The 25275-nt window shown below is 70.4% G+C and carries 21 protein-coding genes and 1 pseudogene; 12 read left to right on the top strand and 10 right to left on the bottom strand.

Annotation, left to right across the window (positions count from 1 at the left end; translation table 11 throughout):
- Window positions 1-200 precede the first annotated feature (200 nt).
- Together WA670_RS37865 and WA670_RS37860 are read right to left on the bottom strand one after the other, a co-directional pair.
- Complete coding sequence (locus tag WA670_RS37865) at window positions 201-1466, bottom strand: sensor histidine kinase (protein ID WP_037820602.1); 1266 nt, start codon at window positions 1464-1466, stop codon at window positions 201-203.
- Between the two features lie 5 nt (window positions 1467-1471).
- The gene (locus tag WA670_RS37860; protein ID WP_037820604.1) at window positions 1472-2155 is read right to left on the bottom strand and encodes a response regulator transcription factor; all 684 of its coding nucleotides are present in this window, start codon (window positions 2153-2155) and stop codon (window positions 1472-1474) included.
- A gap of 91 nt (window positions 2156-2246) precedes the next feature.
- Here WA670_RS37860 and pip point away from each other — a divergent pair.
- The 4 genes and pseudogenes from pip to lpdA all read left to right on the top strand — a co-directional run.
- Window positions 2247-3185: pseudogene (pip, locus tag WA670_RS37855) on the top strand (prolyl aminopeptidase); the annotation flags it as partial.
- Between the two features lie 75 nt (window positions 3186-3260).
- Window positions 3261-3665: a nitroreductase family deazaflavin-dependent oxidoreductase gene (locus tag WA670_RS45265; protein ID WP_439098613.1), complete on the top strand. Its 405-nt coding sequence runs from the start codon at window positions 3261-3263 to the stop codon at window positions 3663-3665.
- Window positions 3666-3720: 55 nt separating this feature from the next.
- The gene (locus WA670_RS37850) at window positions 3721-4500 is read left to right on the top strand and encodes a lysophospholipid acyltransferase family protein (RefSeq protein ID WP_078870824.1); all 780 of its coding nucleotides are present in this window, start codon (window positions 3721-3723) and stop codon (window positions 4498-4500) included.
- A 191-nt stretch (window positions 4501-4691) separates the two neighbouring features.
- Complete coding sequence (gene lpdA, locus WA670_RS37845) at window positions 4692-6077, top strand: dihydrolipoyl dehydrogenase (RefSeq protein WP_037820608.1); 1386 nt, start codon at window positions 4692-4694, stop codon at window positions 6075-6077.
- Here lpdA and WA670_RS37840 read toward each other — a convergent pair.
- Both WA670_RS37840 and WA670_RS37835 read right to left on the bottom strand, forming a co-directional pair.
- Window positions 6067-6567, bottom strand: coding sequence for a GNAT family N-acetyltransferase (locus WA670_RS37840; RefSeq protein ID WP_037820653.1), 501 nt, complete (start codon window positions 6565-6567; stop codon window positions 6067-6069). The two genes, lpdA and WA670_RS37840, sit on opposite strands and share 11 nt — an antisense overlap.
- Window positions 6568-6604: 37 nt before the next feature.
- Window positions 6605-7798, bottom strand: a complete 1194-nt coding sequence (locus WA670_RS37835) for an MFS transporter (protein ID WP_238604947.1) — start codon at window positions 7796-7798, stop codon at window positions 6605-6607.
- A gap of 163 nt (window positions 7799-7961) precedes the next feature.
- Between WA670_RS37835 and WA670_RS37830 the strand changes: the two genes are divergently transcribed.
- Entirely contained in the window at window positions 7962-9863 is a 1902-nt protein-coding gene (locus WA670_RS37830; RefSeq protein WP_134730545.1) for a S8 family peptidase, read from the top strand.
- A gap of 45 nt (window positions 9864-9908) precedes the next feature.
- Here WA670_RS37830 and WA670_RS37825 read toward each other — a convergent pair whose 3' ends face one another.
- Complete coding sequence (locus tag WA670_RS37825; RefSeq protein WP_134730547.1) at window positions 9909-10541, bottom strand: class I SAM-dependent methyltransferase; 633 nt, start codon at window positions 10539-10541, stop codon at window positions 9909-9911.
- 58 nt (window positions 10542-10599) lie between these two features.
- Here WA670_RS37825 and WA670_RS37820 point away from each other — a divergent pair, with 58 nt between their 5' ends.
- Window positions 10600-11337 carry an SDR family oxidoreductase gene (locus WA670_RS37820; RefSeq protein ID WP_037370137.1) on the top strand — a complete coding sequence of 246 codons (738 nt, stop codon included), beginning with the start codon at window positions 10600-10602 and terminating at the stop codon, window positions 11335-11337.
- On the opposite strand, the gene WA670_RS37815 is transcribed toward WA670_RS37820, so the two are convergent.
- Window positions 11321-12352 (bottom strand): SDR family oxidoreductase, encoded by a 1032-nt coding sequence (locus WA670_RS37815; protein ID WP_134730549.1) that lies wholly within the window; start codon window positions 12350-12352, stop codon window positions 11321-11323. The genes WA670_RS37820 and WA670_RS37815 overlap by 17 nt on opposite strands.
- A gap of 71 nt (window positions 12353-12423) precedes the next feature.
- Here WA670_RS37815 and WA670_RS37810 point away from each other — a divergent pair, with 71 nt between their 5' ends.
- Window positions 12424-13302 carry a LysR family transcriptional regulator gene (locus WA670_RS37810; RefSeq protein ID WP_101433999.1) on the top strand — a complete coding sequence of 293 codons (879 nt, stop codon included), beginning with the start codon at window positions 12424-12426 and terminating at the stop codon, window positions 13300-13302.
- Here the strand turns inward: WA670_RS37810 and WA670_RS37805 are convergent.
- Window positions 13299-14765, bottom strand: coding sequence for a peptide ABC transporter substrate-binding protein (locus WA670_RS37805; RefSeq protein ID WP_134730551.1), 1467 nt, complete (start codon window positions 14763-14765; stop codon window positions 13299-13301). The genes WA670_RS37810 and WA670_RS37805 overlap by 4 nt on opposite strands.
- 101 nt (window positions 14766-14866) lie before the next feature.
- On the opposite strand from WA670_RS37805, the gene WA670_RS37800 reads away from it, so the two are divergent.
- The gene (locus WA670_RS37800; RefSeq protein ID WP_134730553.1) at window positions 14867-16198 is read left to right on the top strand and encodes an LVIVD repeat-containing protein; all 1332 of its coding nucleotides are present in this window, start codon (window positions 14867-14869) and stop codon (window positions 16196-16198) included.
- A 177-nt stretch (window positions 16199-16375) separates the two neighbouring features.
- On the opposite strand, the gene WA670_RS37795 is transcribed toward WA670_RS37800, so the two are convergent.
- Together WA670_RS37795 and WA670_RS37790 are read right to left on the bottom strand one after the other, a co-directional pair.
- A complete protein-coding gene (locus WA670_RS37795) occupies window positions 16376-16780 on the bottom strand; it encodes a hypothetical protein (RefSeq protein ID WP_134730555.1) in 405 nt (134 codons plus the stop codon).
- A 2-nt stretch (window positions 16781-16782) separates the two neighbouring features.
- Window positions 16783-17709, bottom strand: a complete 927-nt coding sequence (locus WA670_RS37790; RefSeq protein ID WP_134730557.1) for a TetR/AcrR family transcriptional regulator C-terminal domain-containing protein — start codon at window positions 17707-17709, stop codon at window positions 16783-16785.
- 117 nt (window positions 17710-17826) lie between these two features.
- Between WA670_RS37790 and WA670_RS37785 the strand changes: the two genes are divergently transcribed.
- The 3 genes from WA670_RS37785 (at window position 17827) to WA670_RS37775 (ending at window position 20940) form a co-directional block, all read left to right on the top strand.
- Window positions 17827-18888: an FAD-dependent oxidoreductase gene (locus WA670_RS37785; RefSeq protein ID WP_134730559.1), complete on the top strand. Its 1062-nt coding sequence runs from the start codon at window positions 17827-17829 to the stop codon at window positions 18886-18888.
- A 100-nt stretch (window positions 18889-18988) separates the two neighbouring features.
- A complete protein-coding gene (locus WA670_RS37780; RefSeq protein WP_134730561.1) occupies window positions 18989-19951 on the top strand; it encodes an alpha/beta hydrolase fold domain-containing protein in 963 nt (320 codons plus the stop codon).
- Between the two features lie 23 nt (window positions 19952-19974).
- Window positions 19975-20940: a helix-turn-helix domain-containing protein gene (locus WA670_RS37775; RefSeq protein ID WP_134730563.1), complete on the top strand. Its 966-nt coding sequence runs from the start codon at window positions 19975-19977 to the stop codon at window positions 20938-20940.
- On the opposite strand, the gene WA670_RS37770 is transcribed toward WA670_RS37775, so the two are convergent.
- Complete coding sequence (locus WA670_RS37770) at window positions 20941-23538, bottom strand: bifunctional FO biosynthesis protein CofGH (protein ID WP_336161044.1); 2598 nt, start codon at window positions 23536-23538, stop codon at window positions 20941-20943.
- Window positions 23539-23673: 135 nt separating this feature from the next.
- Here WA670_RS37770 and WA670_RS37765 point away from each other — a divergent pair, with 135 nt between their 5' ends.
- Entirely contained in the window at window positions 23674-25272 is a 1599-nt protein-coding gene (locus tag WA670_RS37765) for an IS1634 family transposase (protein WP_442893160.1), read from the top strand.
- The last annotated feature ends 3 nt before the right edge of the window (window positions 25273-25275 follow it).

Below are 25275 nucleotides of genomic sequence, written 5' to 3'. Positions count from 1 at the left end.
CGGGGCTGGTCGCGGGGGCGGGCGAGGAATTCTGCGGTCAGTGGCGGCGGGTGAGGCGTGCGGTGTTGCCTGGCGGTGAGCCGGGAGAGCAGCACCCGGTCGTCTGCGGCGTGCGGATCTTGGCGCGGAGGGCAACTGCTCCGGCCGCATGCCGCGGACGCTGCGCGAGAGCAAGCACTGCACCGCCCGGCAAGGGCTGGTCAGGAGGCGGGAGCTTCCGGAAGCAGCAAGGTGAACGTCGGCGGATCGGGGCGCGACAGGCGCAACCGGCCGCCTTCGGCTTCGGCCAGGCTTCTCGCCAGGCGGAGGCCGATGCCGTGCCCGCCGGGGGTGTGGTCGGAGAACGGGTCTCGTTCGCCCAGGTCCGGGCCTTCGTCGACGACGTCCACGGCCAGGGCGCCGCCGGCGTCTCGGGCTCGGACGGTGATGGTTCCTTCGCCGTGGTTCACCGCGTTGTCCAGCAGGACGGCCAGCACCTGCCGCACCGCGGGGGCCGACGCGCGGACTGGGGGCGGGTCGGTGATCTCCAGGCGCAGTTCGCGGTGGTCGGGCAGCGGGACGTCGGTCAATTCCGTCAGGAGGGCGGAAAGGTCCAGCTCGTCGCGAGGGGTGCGGCGTTCCCGGGACAGCGCGAGCAGGTCTTCGACGGTCCTTTCCAAGCGGTCGGCGGCGGTGATTCCGGCGCGCACGGCCGCGTACGGGTCTCGGCCGGGGGTTTCCAGCGCGGATTCCAGTTGCAGGCGCAGTCCGGCCAGCGGGGTGCGGAGCTGGTGCGAGGCTTCGGCGGAGAAAGCGCGTTCCCGTTCCAGGGTTTCGCCGATGCGGGTCGCGGTGACGTCCAGGGCGGCGCCGACGCGGTCGATCTCCGGGATCGCCGAACGCCGGGACCGGGCGGAGAAGTCGCCTTCGCCTAGCCGGGCCGCCGTGCAGGCCAGGTCTTCCAGCGGACGGGTCAGCCGGGCGGCGATCCGGCGGGCCACCAGCCAGCTCGCGAGCACCGCGCCGATCGCGCAGCCGGCCATCACCAGCCAGGTGATGCCGACGTCGCGGGTCAGCGCCGAGCGGGGGAGCGCCGCGCGCACGATGCCGGTGAGCCGGGCGCCGGTCAGCACCGGGACGGCCAGCACGTCCTCGTCGCCGACCTTCTGGTTCAGCATGTCGCTGCGGGTCACGGCGACCCCGCGCACGACGTCGTCCGCGGTGGGCGGGCCCTCCCCGGCGAGGAGGTGGCCCTTCGGGTCGTAGACGCCGACCTCCGCGCCGTCCTCGTTGTCCGGGATCTGGAAGCGCTCGCCGGCGGCGAGCGCGTCGGACACGACGACGGCTGTCCCGTCGGCGGCCCGCTCCAGCGCGGCCGTGGTGTGCGTGCGGAAGTACCACAGCGCACCGACGGCGAGCGGCAGCCCGAACAGGCTCGTGGCCAGGACCGCCGCGAGGACGGTGAGCGTCACGATCCGGCGGCGCACCCCGTTCAGTCCCCCTCTAACCGGTATCCGTGCCCGCGCAGGGTGGCGATCCTCGGCACCTCGTACGGCGACTCGGCGGCCGAGGCGAGCTTGCGGCGCAGCGCGGCGATGTGCACGTCGAGCGTCTTGGTGGAGCCGTGCCAGTGCGAATCCCACACGTCCGACATCAGCGTGTCCCGGCTCACCGCCTGCCCCGGCTGGACGGCCAGCCGAGCGAGCAGGTCGAACTCGCGTGCCCGCAGCACGACCTCGCGGCCGTTCAGGCTGACCCGCCTGCTCGCGATGTCGACCTCCAGCGCGCCGATCCGGACGACCGGCGTCGACGGCGCGGCGGGCGCTCCCCGGCGGAGGTGCGCGCGCACCCTGGCGAGCAGTTCGGCCAGCCGGATGGGCTTGGTGAGGTAGTCGTCGGCGCCAGCTTCGAGCCCGACCACGACGTCCATTTCGTCCGCCCGCGCGGTAAGGATCACCAGCACCGCGCCCGGCAGGGCCGAACGCAGCCGCCGGCACACCTCGACGCCGTCGACGTCCGGGAGGCCCAGGTCCAGCAGCACGAGATCGGCCGCCGTCTCGCGCAGCGCGCTCCGGCCGTCCCGGCACCATTGCACTGTGTGGCCGTGCCCGCGCAGCGCGGAGTCGAGGACGCTGCCGATCGCCGCGTCGTCCTCCACCACCAGTACCTTCGCCATGCGGGAAGCCTAACCGGAGCATCCCGGCCGCGTCCGCACGTCCACAGTGGACCCCCAGCGGGACGCGGCCGAGGTCGGGCATAGTGGCTGCATGCTCGGTCTGTACCCGGAACTCGATCCGTACGACCACGGGATGCTGCCGGTCGGCGACGGCAACACGCTGTATTGGGAGGAATGCGGCAATCCCGAAGGCAAACCGGTCGCGTTCCTGCACGGCGGGCCCGGGGGCGGCGCGTCCGCGCGGCACCGGCGGCTGTTCGACCCGGAGCGCTACCGGATCGTGCTGTTCGACCAGCGCGGCTGCGGCCGGAGCACGCCGCACTGCAGCGAACCGGACGTCGACCTCTCGGTGAACACGACCTGGCACCTGGTGTCCGACATGGAGCAGCTGCGCGAGGACCGCGGCATCGACCGCTGGCAGCTGTTCGGCGGCTCGTGGGGCAGCGTGCTCGCGCTCGCCTACGCCGAGACCCATCCGGAGCGGGTGACCGAGCTGATCCTGCGCGGTGTCGCGACGCTCCGGCTCAAGGAAGTGCAGTGGCTCTTCGGCGGGGGCGCGGCGTGCGTGTTCCCGGAGGCGTGGTCGCGGTTCCTCGCGCCGGTGCCGTACGCGCGCCGCGGCGGCGACCTGCTCGAGGTGTACCACGAACTGCTGAATCACCCGGACCCCAAGGTGCACGGGCCCGCCGCGCTCGCGTGGAGCCGGTGGGAGGGCGAGACGGTGAAGTTCACCCCGCGGGAAGAGGTGGTGGCGGCGTTCGCCGAGCCGGAGTTCGCGCTCGCGATCGCGCGGATCGAGAACCACTACTTCCGCCACGGCGGCTGGCTCGCCCCGGACCAGCTGATCCGCGGGGCCGGGAAGCTGTCGGGCATCCCGTGCGTTCTGGTGCAGGGCAGGTACGACGTGGTCACTCCCGCCACCACCGCCTGGGAACTCGCGCAGGTGCTGCCGGGCGCCGAGCTGAAGATGATCGGCGACGCCGGGCACGCCTTCGACGAACCGGGCACGCTGCACGAGCTGATCAGCGCGACCGACCGGTTCGCGGCAGGGTGGGAGGGCAGGTCCGGGCTGTCGAGCGCGGAAGTCGAACGAAAGGAAATCCGCATGCTGTTCGGTGACGAGCACGTTCGCCGTTACGAGGAGACCGACGGGGAGGTCGGGCACGACTGGCAGGAGGGCGTGCCGACGCTGGTGCTCACCACGAAGGGGCGCAAGACCGGGCAGGACCGCAAGTTCGCCCTGATCTACCAGGAGGACGACGGCAACCCGGTGATCGTCGCGTCGAAGGGCGGCGCGCCGAACCACCCCGGCTGGTACCTGAACCTGCAGGAGAACCCCGAGGTCCGCGTGCAGGTGCGGGCGGACAAGTTCACCGCGCGCGCCCGGACCGCGACCGGCGAGGAACGCGCCCGGCTGTGGGACAAGCTCGCCGCGGTGTGGCCCGCCTACAACGACTACCAGAAGAAGACCGACCGCGAGATCCCCGTGGTGGTGCTCGAGCGGGTGTGATTCCCGCCGCGTCCTGAGGTCGCGCGGCACCGAACCGGAGCGTCTTCCGCTACGAATGACGCTCATGGCGCTGCGCACCCGGACCCGGGACCACTGGACCCCGCTCGAAGGGGAGCTGCTCGGCTTCCGCGGCATGCAGAGGTACGGCAGGCGCTTCGCCCGCTCCGGACGGGGCGCCTGGTACCACTTCGCGATCGAGGTCGTGTGGCAGCTGCTCGCCCTCACGAGCCGCTTCCGCGTGCGCGGCGCGCGGAACATCCCGCAATCGGGCGGGGTCGTGGTGGCTTCCAACCACCTGTCGAACGCCGACCCGACGACGCTCACCGCCTTCTGCCTCGGCTCCGGCCGGGTGCCGCGGTACCTGGCGAAGGCGAGCCTGTGGAACGCCCCGGTGATCAAGTCGGTGATGCGTTCGGGCAAGCACATCCCGGTCCACCGCGGCGCGCCGACCGCCGCGGGCGCGTACCGCGACGCCGTCGCCGCGGTGCGGGCGGGCGAATGCGTCGCGATCTTCCCGGAGGCCGGGCTCTCCGCGCACCCGGACGGCTGGCCGGCGAAGGGCAAGACCGGCGCGGCGCGCATCGCGCTGGAGACCGGCGTGCCGGTGATCCCGGTCGCGAACTGGGGCACGCACGAACTGCTGCCCGCCGGTTCCTGGTTCCCGCGCGTGCTGCCGCGGCGGAAGATCGAATTCGTCGCCGGCGAGCCGGTGGACCTCGCCGACCTGCGCGGGCGGGAGCTGACCAGGGACGTGCTGGAGGAGGCGACCGCGCGGATCATGACCGCGGTGACCGAGCTGCTCGCCGGGATCCGGGGCGTGCGCCCGCCTGTCTGACCGGCGGACTCCGCGGTACCCGCGGGTGCCACTGTGGACGATCCGGTTGCACTGGAAAAGGTTTCGCCGCGGATCAGACGGCGGAGGACACGCCGCAGCAGCGGGCGGGCCGCCCAGGACGAGCGGCGGCCGGGCGGAAAGCGGGCGCCGTCACGCCGCCCCGAGCGGGCGCGGGAGGTAGTTTCAACGGTATGAGCGCAGACTATGACGTGGTGGTCCTCGGGGCCGGAGTCGGTGGGTACGTCGCGGCGATCCGGGCTTCGCAGCTGGGCCTGAGCGTGGCGGTCGTGGAAGAGAAGTACTGGGGCGGGGTGTGCCTCAACGTCGGCTGCATCCCTTCGAAGGCGCTGCTGCGCAACGCCGAGCTCGCGCACACGGTGAAGGAGGAGGCCAAGACCTACGGCATCTCCTCCGACGGGGAGATCCGGTTCGACTACGCCGCGGCGTACGAGCGCAGCCGCAAGGTCGCGGACGGGCGCGTCAAGGGCGTGCACTTCCTGATGAAGAAGAACAAGATCACCGAGTACAACGGGCGCGGCACCTTCGTGGACGCCAACACCCTCGAGGTCAACGGCGAGCGCATCACCTTCACCTACGGCATCATCGCCACCGGCGCGACGGCCCGGCTGCTGCCGGGCACGCAGCGCAGCGAGCGCGTGGTCACCTACGAAAAGCAGATCCTCGAAAGCGAGCTGCCGGGCAGCATCGTGATCGCCGGGGCAGGCGCGATCGGCGTCGAGTTCGCCTACGTGCTGCGCAACTACGGCGTGGACGTGACGATCGTCGAGTTCCTCGACCGGATGGTGCCGCTCGAGGACGCCGAGGTGTCGGCCGAGCTGGCCAAGCGCTACCGCAAGCTGGGGATCAAGGTGCTGCTGGGCACCAAGGTCGAGTCGATCGACGACTCGGGAGCCAAGGTGGCAGTGACCGTGTCGAAGGACGGCGAGCAGCAGGTGCTCGAGGCCGACAAGGTGTTGCAGGCCATCGGGTTCCGGCCGAACGTGGAGGGCTACGGCCTGGAGAACACCGGCGTCGAGCTGACCGAGCGCGGCGCGATCGCGATCGACGGCCGCGGCCGGACGAACGTGCCGCACCTGTTCGCGATCGGCGACGTGACGGCGAAGCTGATGCTGGCGCACGCGTCGGAGTCGATGGGCATCGTGGCGGCGGAGACGATCGCCGGCGCGGAGACCATGGAACTGGACTTCGTGATGATCCCGCGCGCGACCTACTGCCAGCCGCAGATCGCGAGCTTCGGCTGGACCGAGGAGCAGGCGCGCGAGAAGGGCTTCGACGTGCAGGTGTCGAAGTTCCCGTTCACGGCCAACGGCAAGGCGCACGGCCTCGGCGACGCGGCGGGCTTCGTGAAGGTGCTGAGCGACGCGAAGTACGGCGAACTGCTCGGCGCGCACCTCATCGGCCCGGACGTCACGGAGCTGCTGCCGGAGCTGACGCTGGCGCAGCAGTGGGACCTTACGGTGCACGAGGTTTCGCGCAACGTGCACGCGCACCCGACACTGGGCGAGGCGGTGAAGGAAGCGGTGCACGGACTGGCTGGTCATATGATCAACTTCTGATTCCTCGACGGTCGCCCTGGCCCGCGGTGGTTTCGCGGTCCGGGGCGCTGTCGTTTCCGGACAGGGAGAACACCAGTTCCGGCCGGGACCACGAGATCTTCGGCGGTTTCGGCGGGACGGTCCCGATCTGCCGGGCGCCCATGCGTTCGTAGAACTTCACCGCGGGCGGATGCGACACCACGCGCACCTCGGTCAGCCCGTTTTCCGCTGCCAGCTCGAGGACTCGCTGCACGAGCCGGGCACCGAGCCCGGTTCCCTGCGCTTCGTCGGCGACGAACAGCAGGTCCAGTTCCGCGTCGGCGAGCGCGGCGAAACCCACTGGCCCGGACGGGCCCCGGGCGACCAGAACCTGGTGCTGGCGCAGGTAATCCGGCGTGACGGCGTATCCCTCCAGGATCGAGGCGTACTGGCCTTGGTAGGCCGACGAGGCGTGCATGAGGTCGGTGAGCGCGGCGGCGTCGGCAGCGGCCGCGCGGTCGATCTTGAACATGGCAGCCACGGTAACCTGCACCACCGACAAAAACTGATCATCGGCTCCGGCGGGCGGGCAACGCGGCGGCGCTGAGCAGACAGAGCACGGCGCCGATCCCCAGCGAGAAGCGCACGCCGACCACTCCGGCGGCGATCCCGCCGAGGGTGATGAAAATGGGTTTGGCGGTGCGGGTTCCGGTGGACCAGGCGGTGAGTGTCCGCGTCAGGACGGTGTCGTCGATCAGCGACAGCCGGTACGCCGAATAGGTCGGGTTGAAGATGCCCGCCACCAGCAACAGCCCGAAGTCCGCGGCGATCAGCAGAACGACTCCGGCCGGTCCGGGAAAGGCGAACGGAGCGGCGAGCAGCCACGGAGTACGCGCGAAACTGGTCCAGAGCAACACTTTCCGCGCGCCGTACCGGGAGCTGAGCGTCGGCGCGAGCCGCGCGCCGAGTAGCCCGCCAAGGCAGGGAACGCCGAGCACCAGCCCGTATTCCCAAGGCGCGAAGCCGAGATCCCGCAACATCAGCACGGTTTGCAGCGGCGTGACCCAAAGAACCGCGCCGCTGAACAACACGGAGTTGAAGAACAGCGGCCGCAGTTCAGGGCTGCGCAGCAGGAAACGCCATCCGTCGGTGAATCCGCGGCGAGCGGGCCCGGAAGCAACCGCAGGCGGTGGTTCCGGCGTACGCAGACGACGGATTCCGAGTGCGGACAGCAGAAACGAGAACGCGTCGATGAGCATCGTCGCGGTCGCGCCCAATCCACTGATCAAGACGCCGCCCAAGGGTGGGCCGGCCGACCAGCAGACCCAGTCGGTGCTTTCGAAGCGGCTCAAGGCGACAGCCCGTTCGTCCGGCGCGACAAGGGCTTTGAGGTGTGCGCCGCTGGCTGCGGAAAAGATGACGGCCGCGGTGGCGACGACGATGTCGACCGCATAGAGCTGCGGCATGGTCAGCACGTGCAGCGCAGCCGCCAGCGGCACGCTCGCCAGCGCGGCACAGCGGATCAGGTCTCCGGTGATCATCGCGGGACGCTTCCGGGCGAATTCGACGCGAGGCCCGAGCGGGAAAGCGAGGACCGCGCTGGCGGCGGCCGAGATGGCGGTGATCAGGGAAACCTGCCACGCGGGAGCGTCGAGCACGAGCACCGCGACGAGTCCGAGGGCACCCGCGCCGACCGTGCTGCCTGCCGTGCTGATCGCGTACGCAGCCCACAGCCGCGCGAAATCCCTCCCCAGGTTCGCCACGAGAGCAGAGTGCCAGCTCCGCTTCGGGCCGGGAAGCGCCCGTTGACGTCTCACCAGGTGGGCCATCCGGGCAGATACCACTTTGGTCGGTGGTATTGGCCGCGGTCGCTATTTAGATTCACGTGACCACAGTGGGTGGCCGGGGGCGAGGACAGGAGTTGTCATGAGAAGAACGAGCCGGGTAGCCGCGTATTCGGTGCCCCTCGCGGTCGGGGTGGTGCTCGCCGGGAGCGGGGTCGCCGTCGCGCAGCCGTCGGCGGCGGACGCGGCGAACGCGCGCGCTGGGACGGGGATCAGCGCGTTGCAGGGGATCAAGAAGACCCTCACCCCGGCCGAGCGGAAGCAGTCCAGCCAGCTCGTCGTGGAGAAGCGCCTGCGCGCGGACCGCGGTCTCGCCGCGCTGCTGCCGGATTACCGCACCGGTCTGCCGGTCACCCAGGCCGGCACGGTTTCGGTCGACATCGCCGGTACTGCCGGAGCCGTGATCGCGAAGGCCGTGCGTGCCGCGGGCGGCACCGTCCAGTCCACCTCGTCCAATGGCTCGGTTCGCGCCCAGTTGCCGCTCAACGCGGTGGACCGGATCGCGGCGCGCGGCGACGTCCGCCAGGTCCAGCCCGCGACGCAGGCGATGACCTGGAACGAGCCCGACGCGCAGCGCCGGCAGCTGGCCAAGAAGGCCGTCGCCGCCGTGCAGGTGTCCGAAGGGGACAAGACCCACGGCGCCGACACCGCGCGCACGCAATACGGCGTGAACGGCACCGGCGTGAAGGTCTGCGTGCTTTCCGACGGCGTCAACTCGCTGAAGAAGTCGCAGGACGCGGGCGAACTTCCCGCCGTCGACGTGCTGCCCGGCCAAGCCGGCAGCGGCGACGAGGGCACCGCGATGCTGGAGATCGTCCACGACCTCGCCCCGGGCGCGACGCTCGGTTTCGCGACCGCGTTCACCAGCGAGTCGAGCTTCGCGGACAACATCCGCGCGCTGCGCAGCACCGGCAAGTGCACGGTGATCGTCGACGACGTCGCGTACTTCGACGAGTCGCCGTTCCAGGACACGCAGGTCGCGCAGGCGGTCAACGACGTGACCGCGGCCGGCGCGCTCTACTTCTCCTCCGCGGGCAACTCCGGCAACCTCACCGACGGCACCAGCGGTTACTACGAGGGCGACTTCCGTTCGTCCAGCACCGCGCTGCCGGGCGTCACCGGCACCCCGCACGACTTCGACCCGGGCAGCGGCGTGCAGACGACCGACCCGCTCTCGCCGGGTTCGCTCGGCAGGCCGGTGACGCTGTTCTGGTCGGACCCGTGGGGTCACTCGGCCAATGACTACGACCTGTTCCTGCTCAACGCTTCCGGCGGCGTCGTCGCCTCCAGCGCCAACTCGCAGGACGGTTCGCAGAACCCGTACGAGAGCCTGACCGTGCCGACGTCCGGCTCCGGCTACCGCGTCGCGGTGGTCAAGTACAGCGGCGCGGACCGGTTCTTCGCGCTGAACGTGATCCGCGGCCGGTTCGTCGACTCCGGTTCGCTCAAGGGCTTCAGCACCGCGGGCGTGACCTCGGGCCACTCGGCGGCGGCAGCGGCGTTCTCGGTGGCCGCGGCCCCGGCGGCGACCGCGTTCGGCCGTCCGCTGGAGACCGGCGACCCGGCGAACCCGGCCGGCCCGTACCCGGGCCTGTTCACCTCGGCCAGCAAGTGGGAGCGCTTCACCTCCGACGGCCAGCGGCACGTCTTCTACAACGCCGACGGCACCGAGCTGACCCCGGGCAACGTGTCCTCGACCGGCGGCGCGACCCGCGCGAAGCCGGACATCACCGCGGCCGACGGCGTGGCCACCTCGGTCGCCGGCTTCCAGCCGTTCTACGGGACCTCGGCGGCCGCCCCGCACGCGGCGGCGATCGCGGCGCTGCTGCTGTCCGGCAAGCCGGCCGCGACCCCGGCGGACGTCCGCACCGCGCTGGTGTCGAGCGCGATCGACCTCGGCGCACCGGGATTCGACGCGGTGACCGGCAACGGCGTGATCATGGCGGGTCCGGCGCTGGCCGCGCTGGGCGTGCCGAAGAAGTAGCGGTTGCGGAAAGGGCGGGCTCCTCGACCGGGGAGCCCGCCCTTTTCAGCGTCCGGCGACCAGCAGGTGGAACGCCCTCGGCCCGTCGCCGAGCCGGTCGTGGCGGCGCAGTTCCAGCCCCGCGTCCGCGAGCGCCTTCTCGATCTCTTCCGGCGGCCGCAGCCGGAAACCGTGGCTGGTGAAGGGCATTTCGCGCATCATCGCGGGATCTCCGATGCCGACGACGAACCGGCCGCCGTTCGCGAGCACCCGCGCGACCTCGGCGAACGCGGGCACCAGGTCGGGGATGAAGTAGACGGTGTTGACGGTCAGCGCCGCGTCGATCGTCCCGTCGCCAAGCGGAAGCTCGGCCATTCCGGCCTGGTGCAGCACCAGCCGTCCGGCGGCGAGGTTCTTCGGGAACGTCCGCCGCGCCCGGGCCAGCGCTGTTTCGGAGATCTCCGCGCCGTGCACGGTGCCGCCTTCGGTCGCGCGCAGCAGGAGGTCCAGGCCGAGACCGCCGCCGAAACCCAGGTCCAGCGCGGTTTCGCCGCGGCGGATCTCCAGCGCTTCGACCGCTCCGGTGACCGGCCCGCGGTTGACGTTGTTGAGCAGCCGGACGACAGCCTGTCCGGCCCGGCCCCGCGGATGGCCCAGCTGTTTGGCGAACCCGGCGAGCAGCGTGTCACGTGGTCCCATGAACCCAGTGTGCCGCGATATGGCAACGTGCGGGCGAACGGACTTTTGAGGAGGCGACATGTCGGAGAAGACCGCTGTGGTCACCGGGGCCGGTTCCGGGCTGGGCCGCCGGATCGCCGGAGCGCTGCTCGACGCGGGTTACCGGGTCGCGCTCGCCGGACGTCGCGAGGACGCCCTGCGCGAGACGGCCGGTTCCGCCGAGAACGCGCTGGTCGTGCCCGCGGATGTCGCCGATCCGGCTTCGGTGGAGGCGCTTTTCTCGGCCGTGCGCAGCGAATGGGGCCGGTTGGATCTGCTGGTGAACAACGCCGGGGTGTCGCTCGGCGGCACCGTCGCGGATCTGTCCGTCGAGGACTGGCGGCGCACCGTCGACACGAACCTCACCGGCATGTTCCTGTGCGCGCAGCAGGCCGTGCGGCTGATGCGCGACCAAGACCCCCAGGGCGGCCGGATCATCAACAACGGCTCGATCTCCGCGCACGCGCCCCGTCCGGCGAGCGTCGCCTACACCGCCACCAAACACGCCGTCACCGGTCTCACCCGCTCGATTTCGCTCGACGGCCGCGCCTGGAACGTCGCGTGCGGACAGATCGACATCGGCAACGCGGCCACCGAGATGACCGAGCGGATGGCCGCGGGCATCCCGCAGGCCGACGGGCGGCTCCTGGCCGAGCCGACCTTCGACGCGGGCCACGTCGCCGACGCGGTGCTCTACATGGCGGGATTGCCGCTGGACGCCAACGTCCAGTTCCTCACCATCACCGCCACCACGATGCCGTTCATCGGCCGGGGATGACGTGGTCGCGGCGCAACTCGTCGAACAGCCGGTAGAACATCTGCTCAGTGTCCACATAGGAGTGGAAACCGGCGCGGCGTGACTTCGACGTGTCCGCGAACATGTCGTAGTCCCACGAGAACACGAAGTCGCCGAAGGCCCACGAAGAGACGTCGGCGTACGAAGCAGTGAGGCCGTGCTTCGCCGCCATCTCGGTCCACAGTGGTTCCTTATCGGCCATCACGGTCGTCAGCGGCAGCTGCAACGGCGAAGCGACTTCGAGGTCGAAGTACGCGGCCAGCTTCGGCCACAGCTCTCGCCAGCGGAAGAGGTCACCGTTGGCGATGTTGAACGCTTCGTTCTGACTGGACGTCGCCGCCCACACTGTGCCCTCGGCGAGCAACTGTGCGTCCGTCATCTCCAGCAGGCTGTCGTACGCGCCGGGCTTGCCGGGAAAGCGCAGCGGCAGGCCGAGTTCCTTCGAGATCGACGCGTAGACCGCGATCACGAGCGCGAGGTTCATTGGGTTGCCGAGCGTCGTCCCGCCGACCACGGACGGCCGGATCGCCGACCACGACCAGCCTCCTGCCGCGGCTCGGCGTTCGAGGAACTTCTGCTGGTCCACGTTGAATTCCGGCGGCATGTGCTGTCCGGCGTCGGCCTCGCGGGCGGGAGTCTTGAACGGGCCGAGGTGCGCGCCGTAGACCTTGTAGCCCTGCATCAGGCTGACGTGTTCCAGCGGGCCTTCGTCGAGGCCGTTCACCAGGTTCTCCAGCATCGCGACGTTCGGCGGTACGAGTTCCGCCCACGTCGGCCGGTCCTGGTAGGCGGCGTAGAACAGGTGCGTCGCGCCGACACCGGCCAGCGCCGCCCGGGTGCCCGCCGGGTCGAGCAGGTCCACGGCGAGGCTGCCCGGTCCGCCGCGCCGGGAGAGCCCGAGCACCTCCCAGCCGTCGAGAGTCCGCAGGTGGGAGATGAGTTTCCGGCCGATGATCCCGTTGGCCCCGGCCACGAGGGCCACGCGTGTGCTGCTCATGTCTTCGATCCTGACCTCGCTCGCGCGATGAGTCCAAGGCTTACTTCTCACCGCTTCGATAAACTATGCTTATGACAAGCCTTCGGCAGCTCGAGTACCTGGTCACGGTGGTCGACACCGGTTCATTCACCCGGGCCGCCGAGCAGTTGCACGTGACGCAGCCCGCGCTGTCGCACCAGATGCGGGCGCTGGAGCACAGCGTCGGCGGGCCGTTGCTGGAACGGTTGCCGCGTTCGGTCCGGCTCACGCCGATGGGGCGCGCGATGCTGCCGCATGCCCGCGCCGCGCTCGCCGATGCCGAACGTGCCCGGTGCGCCGCGCGACAGGCTTCCGGCCAGGTAGCCGGAGAACTGCTGGTCGCCACGGTCTACTCGGTGAGCCTCGGGGTGCTGCCGCCTGCGCTGCGCGTGTGGCGGCGCGAACGGCCGGACGTCGACGTGCGGCTTTTCGAGTACCGCCACGCCGACGAACTGCGCGACGCGATGCTGGCCGGAGAAGCGGATCTCGCGATCGGCCCGCGTCCGGCCGGGTGGACGGGCCCGGTGCGGACGCTGGGCACCGAAGAGTTCGTCGTCGTGCTCCCGGCCGACGGCGCCACGGAGTCCACTTCGGACGGTACGGTCGACCTGGCGGAGCTTGCCGACTGCGCGTGGGTGCACTACGCGCCTGGCCACGGCTTAGCCGAACTTCTCGACGCCGCTTGCGCAGAAGCCGGGTTCCGGCCGCGACCCGCGGTGCGCACGGAACAGACCGCCGCCGCACCGTTGCTCGCGGCGGCCGGATTGGGGCCCGCGCTGGTTCCGGCGAACGTGCTCCCCGCCGAGTTCAGCGGCCGGGTTTTGCGCCCAGGCAAACCGATTCGGCGAGAGCTGGTCGCTTACGGCCGCAGCGAACCGGATCCGTTGACGGCGGCGTTCGGCGAAGTGCTGGCGCAACACGCGCGGGTTTAGTCGCGCAGCCGCGTCAGGTCGATTCCGGCGAACGGCGTCGTCACCGCGTCGTGGACCCGGGCGGACCAGACGGCGTGGCCGTGCGCGGTCCACAGTGGAATCGCCGGAAGATCGCGCAGCGCTTGGTTTTCGGCGACCCGGAACAGCTGCGCGGCTTCTTCCGGTGACGCGGTGGTTTCGGCGGAATTGAGATCGGCGGCGAATCCGGCATCGGTGTAACCGGCGGCGTCCGCGAGCGTGTGGAGGAGGTCGGCCGGGCTCGGCGAGACCGCCTTGACCTCCAGCGCGGACGGACCGGTCGGCTTGCCTCCGGTGGCTTTTCGCTGTGCGGTAACCGAAATTCCCAGACTCTTCGACAGGCCCGCGGCCAACGCCTGCGGCCAGGTGCCGTCGAAGCTGTCGTAGTACACGGCCGCGTCGCCGGTGAATCCGGCTTGGTCCAGCAGGGATTTGGCGGCCGGACCGTCGAAAGTGCACGGACGGCAGTTCCCGGACCGCTCGCCGGGCGCGACTGCCGGCGGCAGCAGTCCCTTGGCCGGGTCCGCCTGGTGCGCGAGCGGACCGGATTCCAGTGCGGCGCGGTCGGTGCCGAGCGCGAAGGCATGCCGCACCGCGGGATCGGCGAATCGCGTTGCTTCGGCGGAAAACACCAGGTATCCGGCGCGGGGGAGCGCCCACATCGCGTGCCGGTCGGCGAAATCGGCGTGCATCGCTTCGTGCCGGTCGCCCGGGACGGACGTGGCGACGTCGAGTTTGCCCTCCTTGACCTCGTCGTACTGCTCCGCCGGATTGCCGACGCGCAGCTCGATTTCCTTGGCCCGGACCGGATCCGCGGCGACCCGGACGAGCTTGCCACCGGAACCGGACTGCCAGTCGCCCTCCAGCCGCAGGGGACCGTTGCCGATCGGATGGCGGGCGAATCCGTTCCAGTCGCGCGATTTCAGCACCGACTCGGGCAGCGGCACGAGCCCGGGCGCGGACAACCAGGCGGGCACCTGATTCGACGGCCGGTCGAGCACGATCCGCAACTGCTTCGCGTCGACTGCGGTTATTTCCTTGGCCCGAAAGGACTTCGTGAGCACCGGTGTGCTGGCCCAGTGGTGATCCGCGATCGCCTTCCAGGTGTCCACATAGGACTGCGCGGTGACCGGCGTGCCGTCGTGGAATTTCCCGGGCCGCAACCGGACGGTCCAGGTCACCCGGTCGGTGCTGGTGATCGACTCGGCCGCGCGCGGGGTGACTTTTCCGCTGGCCGGATCGTAATCGGCGAGCGGAGTCCACAACGCGCCGGTGACGAGCCGCCCGGACGGATCGGTGACGTCGGCGGGCAGCAGCGTGCCGGGTTCGCCGAGGCCGACCGACAGGACGCCGGGCCGGGCGGGTTCGGCCGACGACGAACAGCCGGAGAGACCGGCCGCGACGACGGCGGCGAGCGTGAGCGGGACCAGCAGACGCGATCGCATGCTGTCTTATTACCAGGTGGAAAGCAACGAAAGGCGGTTGTGTCCGGTTAGGGACCGTCTTAAAGTACTTCAGTCACACTGGGGTCTCTTGGAGGTTTCGCGTGCGCCGTTGGTGGATTCGCTCCGGACTGGCAATCGCGACCGCGGCGGCGACGCTCGTCGCCACCGGATTGCCCGCCGCGGCTTGCGAGGACGACAAGCCGGTCACCGAAGCGAAGCACAGCCTCGGCGATCCGGGCGCGGTCAAGGGCGTGCGGCCGGTCGGCAGCGTGCCCGACGCGCAAGGGGCCATTTCGGCGAACTTCCTCAGCTACGGCAAACGCGACGTGATGGTCGTGTCCGGCCAGTTCGGCCTGAAGGTGTACGACCTCACGGAGAATCCGGCGAAGCCGCGCGCGATCGGCGAGCTGAGCCTGCCCGGGCTGTGGGAAACCGAGGACACCGAGGTCGACGCGAAACGCAAGCTCGTGTTCCTGTCCCGGGACCCGCGCGCGTTCAAGGGCAACACGCACACCGGCGAGTCCGGCATCTACGTGGTCGACGTGGCGCGTCCGGAGAAACCGGAGATCCTCAGCTACGTCAAGGTCCCGGCGGGCCACACCACCAGCTGCGTCGACGACTGCCGCTATCTCTGGACCGGCGGCCCGGCGAAGGCCGACGACCAGCCCGCGGACTGGGGCGGCAGGCCGATCTGGGTCACCGACGTGCGCAACCCGCGCGCCCCGAAGGTGCACCCGGACCCGATCGAACTCGCCCGCAACGACGGCAAAACCGACTACGTGCACGACGTGCAGGTCGACAAGATGGGCGTCGCGTGGGTGTCCGGCGCGGGCGGCGTGCGCGGCTACTGGACGTCCGGCCTCCATCGCGACCCGGTGCAGAACCGCTACCGCCTGGCGAGCGCGCTCAAGCCGGTGCCGTACGCGGGCGGCGGAGTGTCGGAAACCGCGGCGCCGTCGAAGTTCCTGCACAACAGCTTCCACCCGGTCGGCTCCCGCGACGACGGCGCCTGGCGCGGGCACGACCTCGTGTACGCCACCGAGGAAAGCTTCCTCCCCGGCTGCGCGGGCGACGGCGTCCTGACCATTTCCTCGCTGGACGGCTCGTACCAGGGCGAAGGCTGGCGGTCGACGCCGGAGAAGCCGTTCCGGATGCGCAGCATCGGCACCTGGAGCGTCGCCGGGCAGGAAGGCAGCGACCCGGTGTCCGACGACTGCTCGGCGCACTACTTCGACCTGCGCGGGCACGTGCTGGTGCAGTCGTTTTACGCGCAGGGCACGCGATTCCTCGACGTGAGCGACCCGTCGAACCCGACGCAGATCGCGTACTTCCGCCCGGCGGACGCGGCTTCGTGGGCGCCGTACTGGCACGACGGGTACGTGTACGTGGCGGACAACAAGCGGGGGATCGACATCCTGAAGCTCGGCGTGTAGCGGCGGGTCAGCCGCGCACCGCGGTCCAACTGGGCCTCGATGAGCGGCAGAAGGGGCTCCTGGAACCGCCTCGGTCGTGGGTCTACGGCAAGTCGGGGGTCTCGCGGGGCACGCTCGGTGCCTGGGCCTGGGACGTACCGCTCGGCCGCATCGGCGTTCATGCCCACGCTTGACCGCTCAGCGGCCCGCCAGTTCGCGGAGGAACTCGCGCGCGGAGAAGGTGACCGCGCGCTCGGCGTACTCGTTGTCCGCCTCGTCTTCCTCCGGTATGCCGAAGTCTCGCCAGGTGACGATGTCGCCTCGCCGCGACACTTTGGCGGCGATGGCGCAGCACTCGATGTCTTCGCATTCGGGGCAGACGTACAGCAGCGTCCGGCCATCCGGTGCGTCACCCGGCGCTTCGCCGAGCACGCGCGCCAAGCGCTGCGGGTCGTGCGGATGATCGGTTGCCAGCACCGAGATCAGATCCAGCTCGGCGTTGACCAAGCTGCGCACGCTGACGCCGTCGATCTCGAAGTCGAGATACCTGCGCTCGCGCTGATACTTCCGGCGCTCGCGGACGGTCGGGACTAGGCGGATCACGCTCACTGATTCTGCCGTCCGGAACCCGCCCCACCAACCGGATATCGGACAGCCAGCCCGTCCAGCAGCGCCTGCAGTCCGATCTCGAACAGGTGGTCCAGATCGAGGTCGTACCCCTCGGCAAGGTCCGCCACCATCCGCGCCAGCACCGGATACCGCCCGGACCCGGTCAGCGCCGCGTATCCCCGCGCCTGCGTCTCCATCCACTGGTCCTCGGTGATCCCGGTCGCCCCCATCGCGTGCCGCTCGCGTTCCAGATGGATCGCCGTGCCCTGGATGTGGTTGTAGAACAACACGTTCAGATCGCACAGGTCAGCCGCGTTCAGGCCGAAGACCGACAACGCGGCCAGCGCGCGTTCGTTGTGCGCTGCGAGGTTCGGCAGCGGCCAGGGCCGGGTGAGCGGGACGAGATGCGCCAGCCACGGATGCCGCCGGTGCACGGACCACAGCGTGCGCGCCGACAGCTCCAACTGCGCCCGCCACCCCTCCGGTTCCCGTGCCGGGTAACCGGTTTCACCGTAGACCGTGTCCGCCATCAGGAAGACCAGTTCGTCCTTTCCGGACAGATACCGGTACGGCGCCATCGCCGGAACACCCAGCCGCGCGGCGAGTCCGCGCATCGACAGCGCCGCGACGCCTTCCGCGTCGGCGATCGCGATTGCCGCGCGCACCAACCGATCCCGGGTCAGCACTGGCCGCTTCGCCTCGGTCTCAGCCTGCTGGCCAGCGACGACATAACCCGACCGCGGTTCAGCACGGAGCACTCCCTCGCGGCGCAACACGTCGAGCGCCTTGGCCGCGGTGGCGTTCGCGACGCCGTGCGTCGACGCCAGCTGACGCGTCGAGGGCACCTTCGCGCCCGGCGGCAGCTGCGAGATCTCGTCTCGCAGCGCGGCGGCGATGCGGAGGTACGGCGGTTCGGTCGGCATCGGGGTCCTGTCTGTACTAGGTCAGGGTGTCATCTGTACTAGGTCAGTTTTGGCGGCGGAAGCCAGGTCACGGCAGGTTCATCAGGGTAATGATGCACCGTACCGAGGGGTGAGGACATGCCTGAAGCACTGGTTTGCGGCGCGGGAGTCGCTGGTTGCGCGTCGGCCTACTGGCTGCGCCGCAGCGGCTACGACGTGACGGTCGTGGAGCGCGCCGAGGGGTTGCGCAGCGGAGGTCAGGCGATCGACATCCGCGGGGTCGCGCTGGAGGTCATCGACCGGATGGGCATCGGCGAGCAGGTCCGCGCCAAGCGCACGCGGATGCGCGGGATGTCGATGCTGGACGCGTCCGGCAACGAGGTGTTCCGTTCCGAGGAACGCACCTTCAGCAGCGGCCGGCTGGACAGCGCGGACATCGAGATCCTCCGCGACGACCTGGTCGAGCTGCTGCACGACGCCGCCGATGTCGAGTTCCGCTTCGGCGACGAGATCACCGCGCTCGACGCCGAGTCCGGCCGGGTCGAGTTCGCCAAGGCGCAGCCGCGCACGTTCGACCTGATCGTGGGTGCGGACGGCGCGCATTCGGCGGTCCGGCGGCTCGCGTTCGGGCCGGAGGACCAGTTCCGCCGCTACCTCGGCCAGTACCTGGCTGTTTTCCCGGCGGCCAACACGGTCGGCCTCGAGGACTGGCAGATCTGGTTCCAGGGCGAGGGCGTCGGCGGCGCGGTCTACCCGGTGCCGGGCAACGAGGAGATCCGGGTGACGCTCGGCTTCGCCGAACCGGAGTACCGCGCGATCCGGGACGTCGCGGAGCAGAAGAAGCTCATCGCGGACCGGCTGAGCGAGGTCGGCGGTCCGGTGCCCGAGCTGGTCAAAGCCATGGAAGATTCCGAGACCTTCTTCTTCGACGCCATGCTCCAGATCCACCTCGACCGCTGGACGACCGGCCGGGTCGCGCTGGTCGGCGATGCCGGGTACTGCGCGTCCGTGCTGTCCGGGCAGGGCACGAGCCTCGCCTTGGTCGGCGCGTACGTCCTGGCGGACTCCGCCGCCGACTACGAGACCCGGATGCGCCCGTTCGTCGAGCTGAACCAGGCGCTGGCCACGGAAAACACCGCCGGACCCGCGTCGGAGGAATCGGTCGAGCGGGCGAAGAACGCGATCAGTCTGGACCGCTGACCCGCCAGCTGGCGGGAGATTCCCGCCGCCCGGCTGGCCCGGTCCGGCTTCCGGGCGGCGAGGATGGGTCCCGCACCCCGATTCCTTGGAGGCTCCCGCGATGACCGCCTATCCGCCGCTCCCGTTCGACCCCGAGCTCGCCGCGGCGCTCGAAGTGCTGGCGGCCGAGCGGCCGCCGATCAAGACGCTCGAGTCGATCCCGGCGGTGCGCGCGGCCGCGGCGAAGCGGCAGATCTCGCTGGAGGAGATCACCACCGACGGCGCCCTCGAAGTGTCCGAAGTGGACGCCGAGGGTCCGCGCGGCCCGATCCCGCTGATCGTCGCGCGGCCGGCCGGGGCGGTCGACGTCCCGGTGCTGTACTGGCTGCACGGCGGCGGCATGATCATCGGCGGACACAAGGGCGGCGACCTGTACTTCCTCAAGGAGTACGCGACCGAACTGGGCCTCGGCTTCGTCTGCGTCGACTACCGGGTCGCGCCCGAACACCCGCATCCGGCGCCGGTCGAGGACTGCTACGCGGGCCTGGAATGGACGGTCAAGCACGCCGCCGAGTACGGCTTCGACTCCTCCCGCGTCGTGATCGGCGGCGCGAGCGCGGGCGGCGGCCTCGCGGCGGGAACGGCGCTGCTCGCCCGCGACCGCGGCGGACCGGACCTGATCGGCCAGCTGCTCGTGTACCCGATGCTCGACGACCGCAACGACTCGCCGTCGGCGATCCAGATGGCCGAGATGGGCAGCTGGGACCGCGCCGCGAACCACGTCGGCTGGACCGCGCTGCTCGGCGACGCTCGCGGCGGCCCGGACGTATCGCCCTACGCCGCGCCCGCGCGCGCCGAAGACCTGTCTGGCCTCCCGCCCGCGTTCCTCGACGTCGGGAGCACCGAGACCTTCCGCGACGAGGTCATCGCCTACGCGAACCGGCTGTGGCTGTCCGGGGTGCAGGCGGAGCTGCACGTCTGGCCCGGCGCTTTCCACGGCTTCGACGGCTCGGCTCCGCAGGCGGCGCTGTCGCAGCAGGCCCGCGCCGAGCGGACGCCGTGGCTGCGGAGGCTGCTCGGCTGAACCGGACGAGCGATGATGGACTGATGAGGGAGCTGGTCACGCATCTGAGCGCGCTCGATCCCGGCGCGGCCGAGACGGTCAAGGTCATCGCCTATTTCGACCGGCTGGTCGAGGGCCGCGCCGGGCTGGAGCCGATCGTGCGCGGGGCGGCGGTGCTGTCCGGCTGCCCCGCGCGGCTGGCCGACGACGAACGCCGGGTGCGCGTCCGCGTCGAACCGGATGGGCGCGTCGTGCCGTCGGACGGACCGCCCGATCCGGAGTGGCCCGCCGCTCCGGTGCGTCCGGACGGGCCGGTCGCGCTGTGGCTGGAACGGCCCGGTCCGGCGAGCCCGGTGGACGCGATGGTGCTGGAGCGCGCGTCGGCCGCGGCTCGGGCGGTGCTGGACCGCACCCGCGGCCGGGTCGTCGATCCGGCGTCCGTGGAAGTGGTGCTCGACGGGTCGGCGGACGAACGAACCCGGCTCCGCGCTGCACATCGGCTTGGGCTCGGCGCCACCGCGCGAGCTGTCGTGACCGACGCGGTCCCGCTGGTCGTCCCTCCACAGTGGACTCCGCCGGAGCGGGCCCGGGTCGGCCTTGGCACTGTCGTGGACCTGGCCGACCTGCCGGTGTCCGGCGAACAAGCCCGGACGGCTTTCCGGTTCACCGCTGCCGAAGACGACCCAGGACCGTCCGTTGTGGACTACGCCGAACTCGGCGGACTGGCCGTGCTCGCCGACGCGGTCGGACCTCGCACCAAACCGGTCGCGGACGTCGCCAGCCTGGAGAACGCCCGCGCGGCGGCCCCGTGGGTGTTGCCCACGCTGGTCGCCGTCGCGGGCGCTCCGAGTCTGCGCGGCGCCGCGAACACGCTGGTAGTGCACCATTCGACCCTGCAGGAGCGCCTGGCCCACGCCGAGCACCTGCTCGGCTGGCCAGTGCGCGATCCCGCCGGCCGGTTGCGGTTGCAGCTGGCTATCGCCCTGTGGCGGCTGCACCGCACCGGTTGATCACGGCGTGAGCAGCGGCAGCAACGGCTTCCGCACCGCCGTCGCGACCCCGTCCGACTCGGCAGCCGCGGCGATCCGCTCGTCCGTCGGCGTTCCGTAGGACGTGGTCCGCTGCCGCAGCGGACGCCCGAGCGGCTCGACCATCGCGCGCATGTCGCTGATCGTCTTGTACGACCCGTTCGCCGCGCCCGCCATCCGGCTGATCGTCTCCTCCATCAGCGTGCCGCCGATGTCGTTGACGCCGCCCTGCAGCACCGCCCGGCTGCCTTCCTCGCCGAGCTTCACCCAGGAACTCTGGATGTTGTCGAACGTGCCGTGCAGCAGCAGCCGCGACAGCGCGTGCACCGCCCGGTTCTCGCGCAGCGTCGTGCCCGCGCGGGCGAGCCCGGCCAGGTAGATCGGCGAGCTCTGGTGGATGAACGGCAGCAGCACGAACTCGCTGAACCCGCGCCGCCCGTTGCGTTCCACGCCCTCGCGCTGCAGTTTGGCCAGCAGTTTCAAGTGCCCGACCCAGTGGCTCGGGTTGTCCACGTGGCCGTACATCATCGTCGCCGTGGTCGGCAGCCCGACGTCGTGCGCGGTGGTGACCACCTCGATCCACGCGTCCGTCGGCAGCTTGCCCTTGGTGAGCACCCACCGGACGTCGTCGTCGAGGATTTCCGCCGCGGTGCCCGGCAGCGAGTCCACTCCGGACTCCTTCGCCCGGATCAGGAAGTCGCGAATGGACAGATTCGTCCGCGACGCGCCGTTCACGACCTCCATCGGGCTGAACGAGTGCAGGTGGATGTCCGGCTGCCGCCGCTTCACCTCGGCCGCGAGGTCGAAGTACGCGGTGCCCGGCAGATCCGGGTGGATGCCGCCCTGCATGCAGATCTCGGTCGCGCCCGCGGCCCACGCCTCGTCCACCCGGTCGCCGACCTGCTCCAGCGACAGCGTGTACGCGTCCGCATCGGTCTTCCGCTGCGCGAAGGCACAGAACCGGCAACCGGTGTAGCAGACGTTGGTGAAGTTGATGTTCCGCGTGACGACGAAGGTGATGTCGTCCCCGACCACCTCACGACGCAGGTCGTCGGCCAGTTTCGTGAGCGCCTCCAGCTCCGGCCCGTCGGCATGCAGCAAGGCGAGCGCGGCGTCGTCGGACAGCCCGGCGGGGTCCTTTTCCGCGCTGCGCAACGCATCCCGGATGTCGGTGTCGAATCGCTGCGGTCCGGTCTTGATCTTCCGGCCGATCTCTTTCCAGTCGCCGTAGACCGAGTCGAAGTCGCCCCGGCGGTCCTCGGCGCGGCCGGTGGTGTCGATCTCGGTGTGCAGGTCGGTGCGGCCGGACTCCTGCCAGCCGCCGTCCGGCTCCTGCCACGGGATCCCGACCGGCATCGCGCCGTCGCGGGCCAGCCCGGTTTCCCCGTCGACCAGCGCCGCGACGTGCCGCGTGACGCGCGGGTCGAGCCACGGCTGGCCGCGCTTGACGTACTCCGGGTAGATGGTCAGCCGCTCGCGCAGCTCGAAACCGGCCTTCTCGGTCTGCCGCGCCAGCAGGTCGATCTGCGGCCACGCGCGTTCCGGGTTCACGTGGTCCGGGGTGAGCGGCGAAACGCCGCCCCAGTCGTCGATGCCCGCGCGGATCATCAGGTCGTACTGGTCGCCGATGAGGTTCGGCGGCGCCTGGATGCGCATCCGCGGGCCGAGCACCAGCCGGGCCACGGCGATGTTCGCGGCCAGTTCTTCGAGGTCGGCGTCCGGGGTCGCGCGCATCTTCGTGTCCGGCTTGGCCCGGAAGTTCTGCACGATGACTTCCTGGATGCCGCCGTACTCGCGGGCGGTCTTGCGGATCGCGAACAGCGCGTCGGCACGCTCCTCGTGCGTCTCGCCGATCCCGATCAGCACTCCGGTGGTGAACGGCACCGAGCTGCGGCCGGCGTCCTCGAGCACGCGCAGCCGGACCTCGGGATCCTTGTCCGGCGAGCCGTAGTGCGGCCCGCCCTTCTCGCTCCACAGCCGGCGCGCGGTGGTCTCCAGCATCATGCCCATCGACGGCGCGACCGGCTTGAGCCGCTGGAAGTCCTGCCAGGACAGGACACCCGGGTTGAGGTGCGGCAGCAAGCCGGTCTCTTCGAGCACCCGGATCGCCATCGCGCGGACGTAGGACAGCGTGTCGTCGTAGCCGTGCGCGTCCAGCCATTCGCGCGCGGCTTTCCAGCGGTCCTCCGGCCGGTCGCCGAGGGTGAACAGGGCTTCCTTGCAGCCCATCTCGGCGCCCTTGCGGGCGATGTCGAGGACCTCGTCCGGCGACAGGAACGGCGATTCGAGCCTGCCGGGGACGGTGACGAAGGTGCAGTAGCCGCACCGGTCCCGGCACAGCCGGGTCAGCGGGATGAACACCTTGCGGCTGTAGGTGATGATCCCCGCGCGACCGGCTTCTTCGAGGCCCGCGTCGCGGATGCGGGAGGCGTGGTCGGACAAAGTCTTGAGGTCGTCGCCGCGGGCGTGCAGCAGCACGGCCGCCTCGGCGACGTCGAGCGTCTTCCCGTCTCGCGCCCGCGCGAGCGCACGGCGCATGGCCGACGGGGTGGGCGTGGTCACGCCAGCTTCGGGCTCCATTCCCGCCACGCTAGGACCCGGCCGCCGCGACCAGCCAGCTCTTAGCCCGCCACCCGCCGCGCGACCGGCCCGAGGTGATCATTAGCGCAGGTTGCGGGCTTGTCGGTGACGGCTGGCGGCGGTATTACCTAAAGGGTGGCGTCAGTGATCGGGAAGCGCATCGGCGGGCGGACGTACTACTACCTCGCCGAGTCCGCGCGCGTCGACGGCAAGCCGCGCGTGGTCGGCCAGCGGTACCTCGGGACAGCCGAGGACATCGCGGCGGCGGTGGCGGGCGGCGATCCCGAGGCGGCTGGCGCGCGCCATCGGTCGTTCGGGGACGTTTCCGCCGTGTGGGGGACGCTGCAGCGGCTCGACCTCGTCCGGCGCGTTGATTCCGTGGCTGGGCCGCAGCGTGCTCGGCCGACACTCGGTCTCCATGTCGCGCTTGCCGTGCTGCACCGGGCGACCGCGCCGGAGACGGAGTTCGAGGAGTGGTGGACCGGCTGTCTCGCGCAGGATCTGGTTCGGCCCCGGCCGCCTAAGGGTTCGATTACGACGGCTGGGCATTGGCGGGCGTTGCAGCGGCTTACCCCGGAGCGGATCGCTGCGGTGGAAAGTGTGGTGGCGGAAGCGGTTCTGGAGCTTCTTGGCGATGACGGGACGGAGGCGCTGGCGGTTGATGTGGCGCAGTTCGCCGCGTTTACCGCTGCGGATTGCACGTTGCCGTCGGCTTGTCAGGACGTGCTGGCCGGGCTCGGGTTGGTCGTCACGCGGGATGGGGCGATTCCGTTGGCGTCCCGGGTTTATCGGAGGGAGAACGCGCCGACCTTCGGTGCGCTGGCCGCCGAATTAGGGGAGCGGCATACGTTGGTTTTCCACTCCGGGCAGGCGGCGCAGCTCGATCTCGGCGCACGGACCGGGTTTGTCGGGTCGCTTCCGTTGGCGGATCATCCGGAGTTGCTTGCGCGGCCCGCGTCCGTGCGACGGCGGGTGGATCCGGAGCGGTTTGCCGGGCTGACTGCTTTTGACACCGTGGCGACTGTGGACGGTGCCCGGCGACGGGTGATCCTTCTTCATTCCGCGACGCTGCACGCGGCGCAGTATCGGGCGTTCACCAGTGAATTGAGTACTACGGTGCGGGAGCTTGACGGGCTGGCTGCGGCGTTGGCGGCTGGGACGCATCGGGGGGACCGGACGCAGGTGCACGCGGAGATGTCGCGGATTATCCGTGGTCGGCGGGTGGAGCGGGTGCTGAATACTGCTCTTACTGGCAACCGTGCTGGGGAACTGCGGTTGGAGCGGCGGGTTGACGAGGCTGCGGTCGCTCGGTTGGCGGAGGAGTTTTTCGGGAAGCAGATTTTGGTGACTGATCGGGATTGGCCGGTTGCTGAGGTTGTGACTGCTTATCGGGCTCGGACTTACCTTGACTCGACGTTTCGCTGGTTGACTGGGTCTGCGGTGGCTGGGCCTTCGCCTCGGTGGGAGTGGACTTCGCATCGGATTGCGGTGCATGCGTTGGTGTCTGTGCTTGCTGCGACGGTCACGCACCTGATGCGGCGGGAGGCGGATCGGGCTGGGATGAATCTTTCGGTGGCCGAGTTGCTGGATCAGTTGCGGGGGATCGGGGAGACCGTGTTGCGGCATCGGTCTACTGGGGGGAGGCCGCGGACTCGGCGGATTTTGTCTGATCGGACTTCTAGGCAGCAGGCGTTGTTTGAGTTGTTCGGGTTGGAGAGGTTTGCGCCTGCTTGAGGT

It is taken from the genome of Amycolatopsis sp. VC5-11 (genome assembly GCF_037034185.1).
GTDB classification, from domain to species: domain Bacteria; phylum Actinomycetota; class Actinomycetes; order Mycobacteriales; family Pseudonocardiaceae; genus Amycolatopsis; species Amycolatopsis nivea.
Note: the sequence above shows the minus strand (reverse complement) of the source record. Positions and strands in the feature narration are given on the sequence as shown.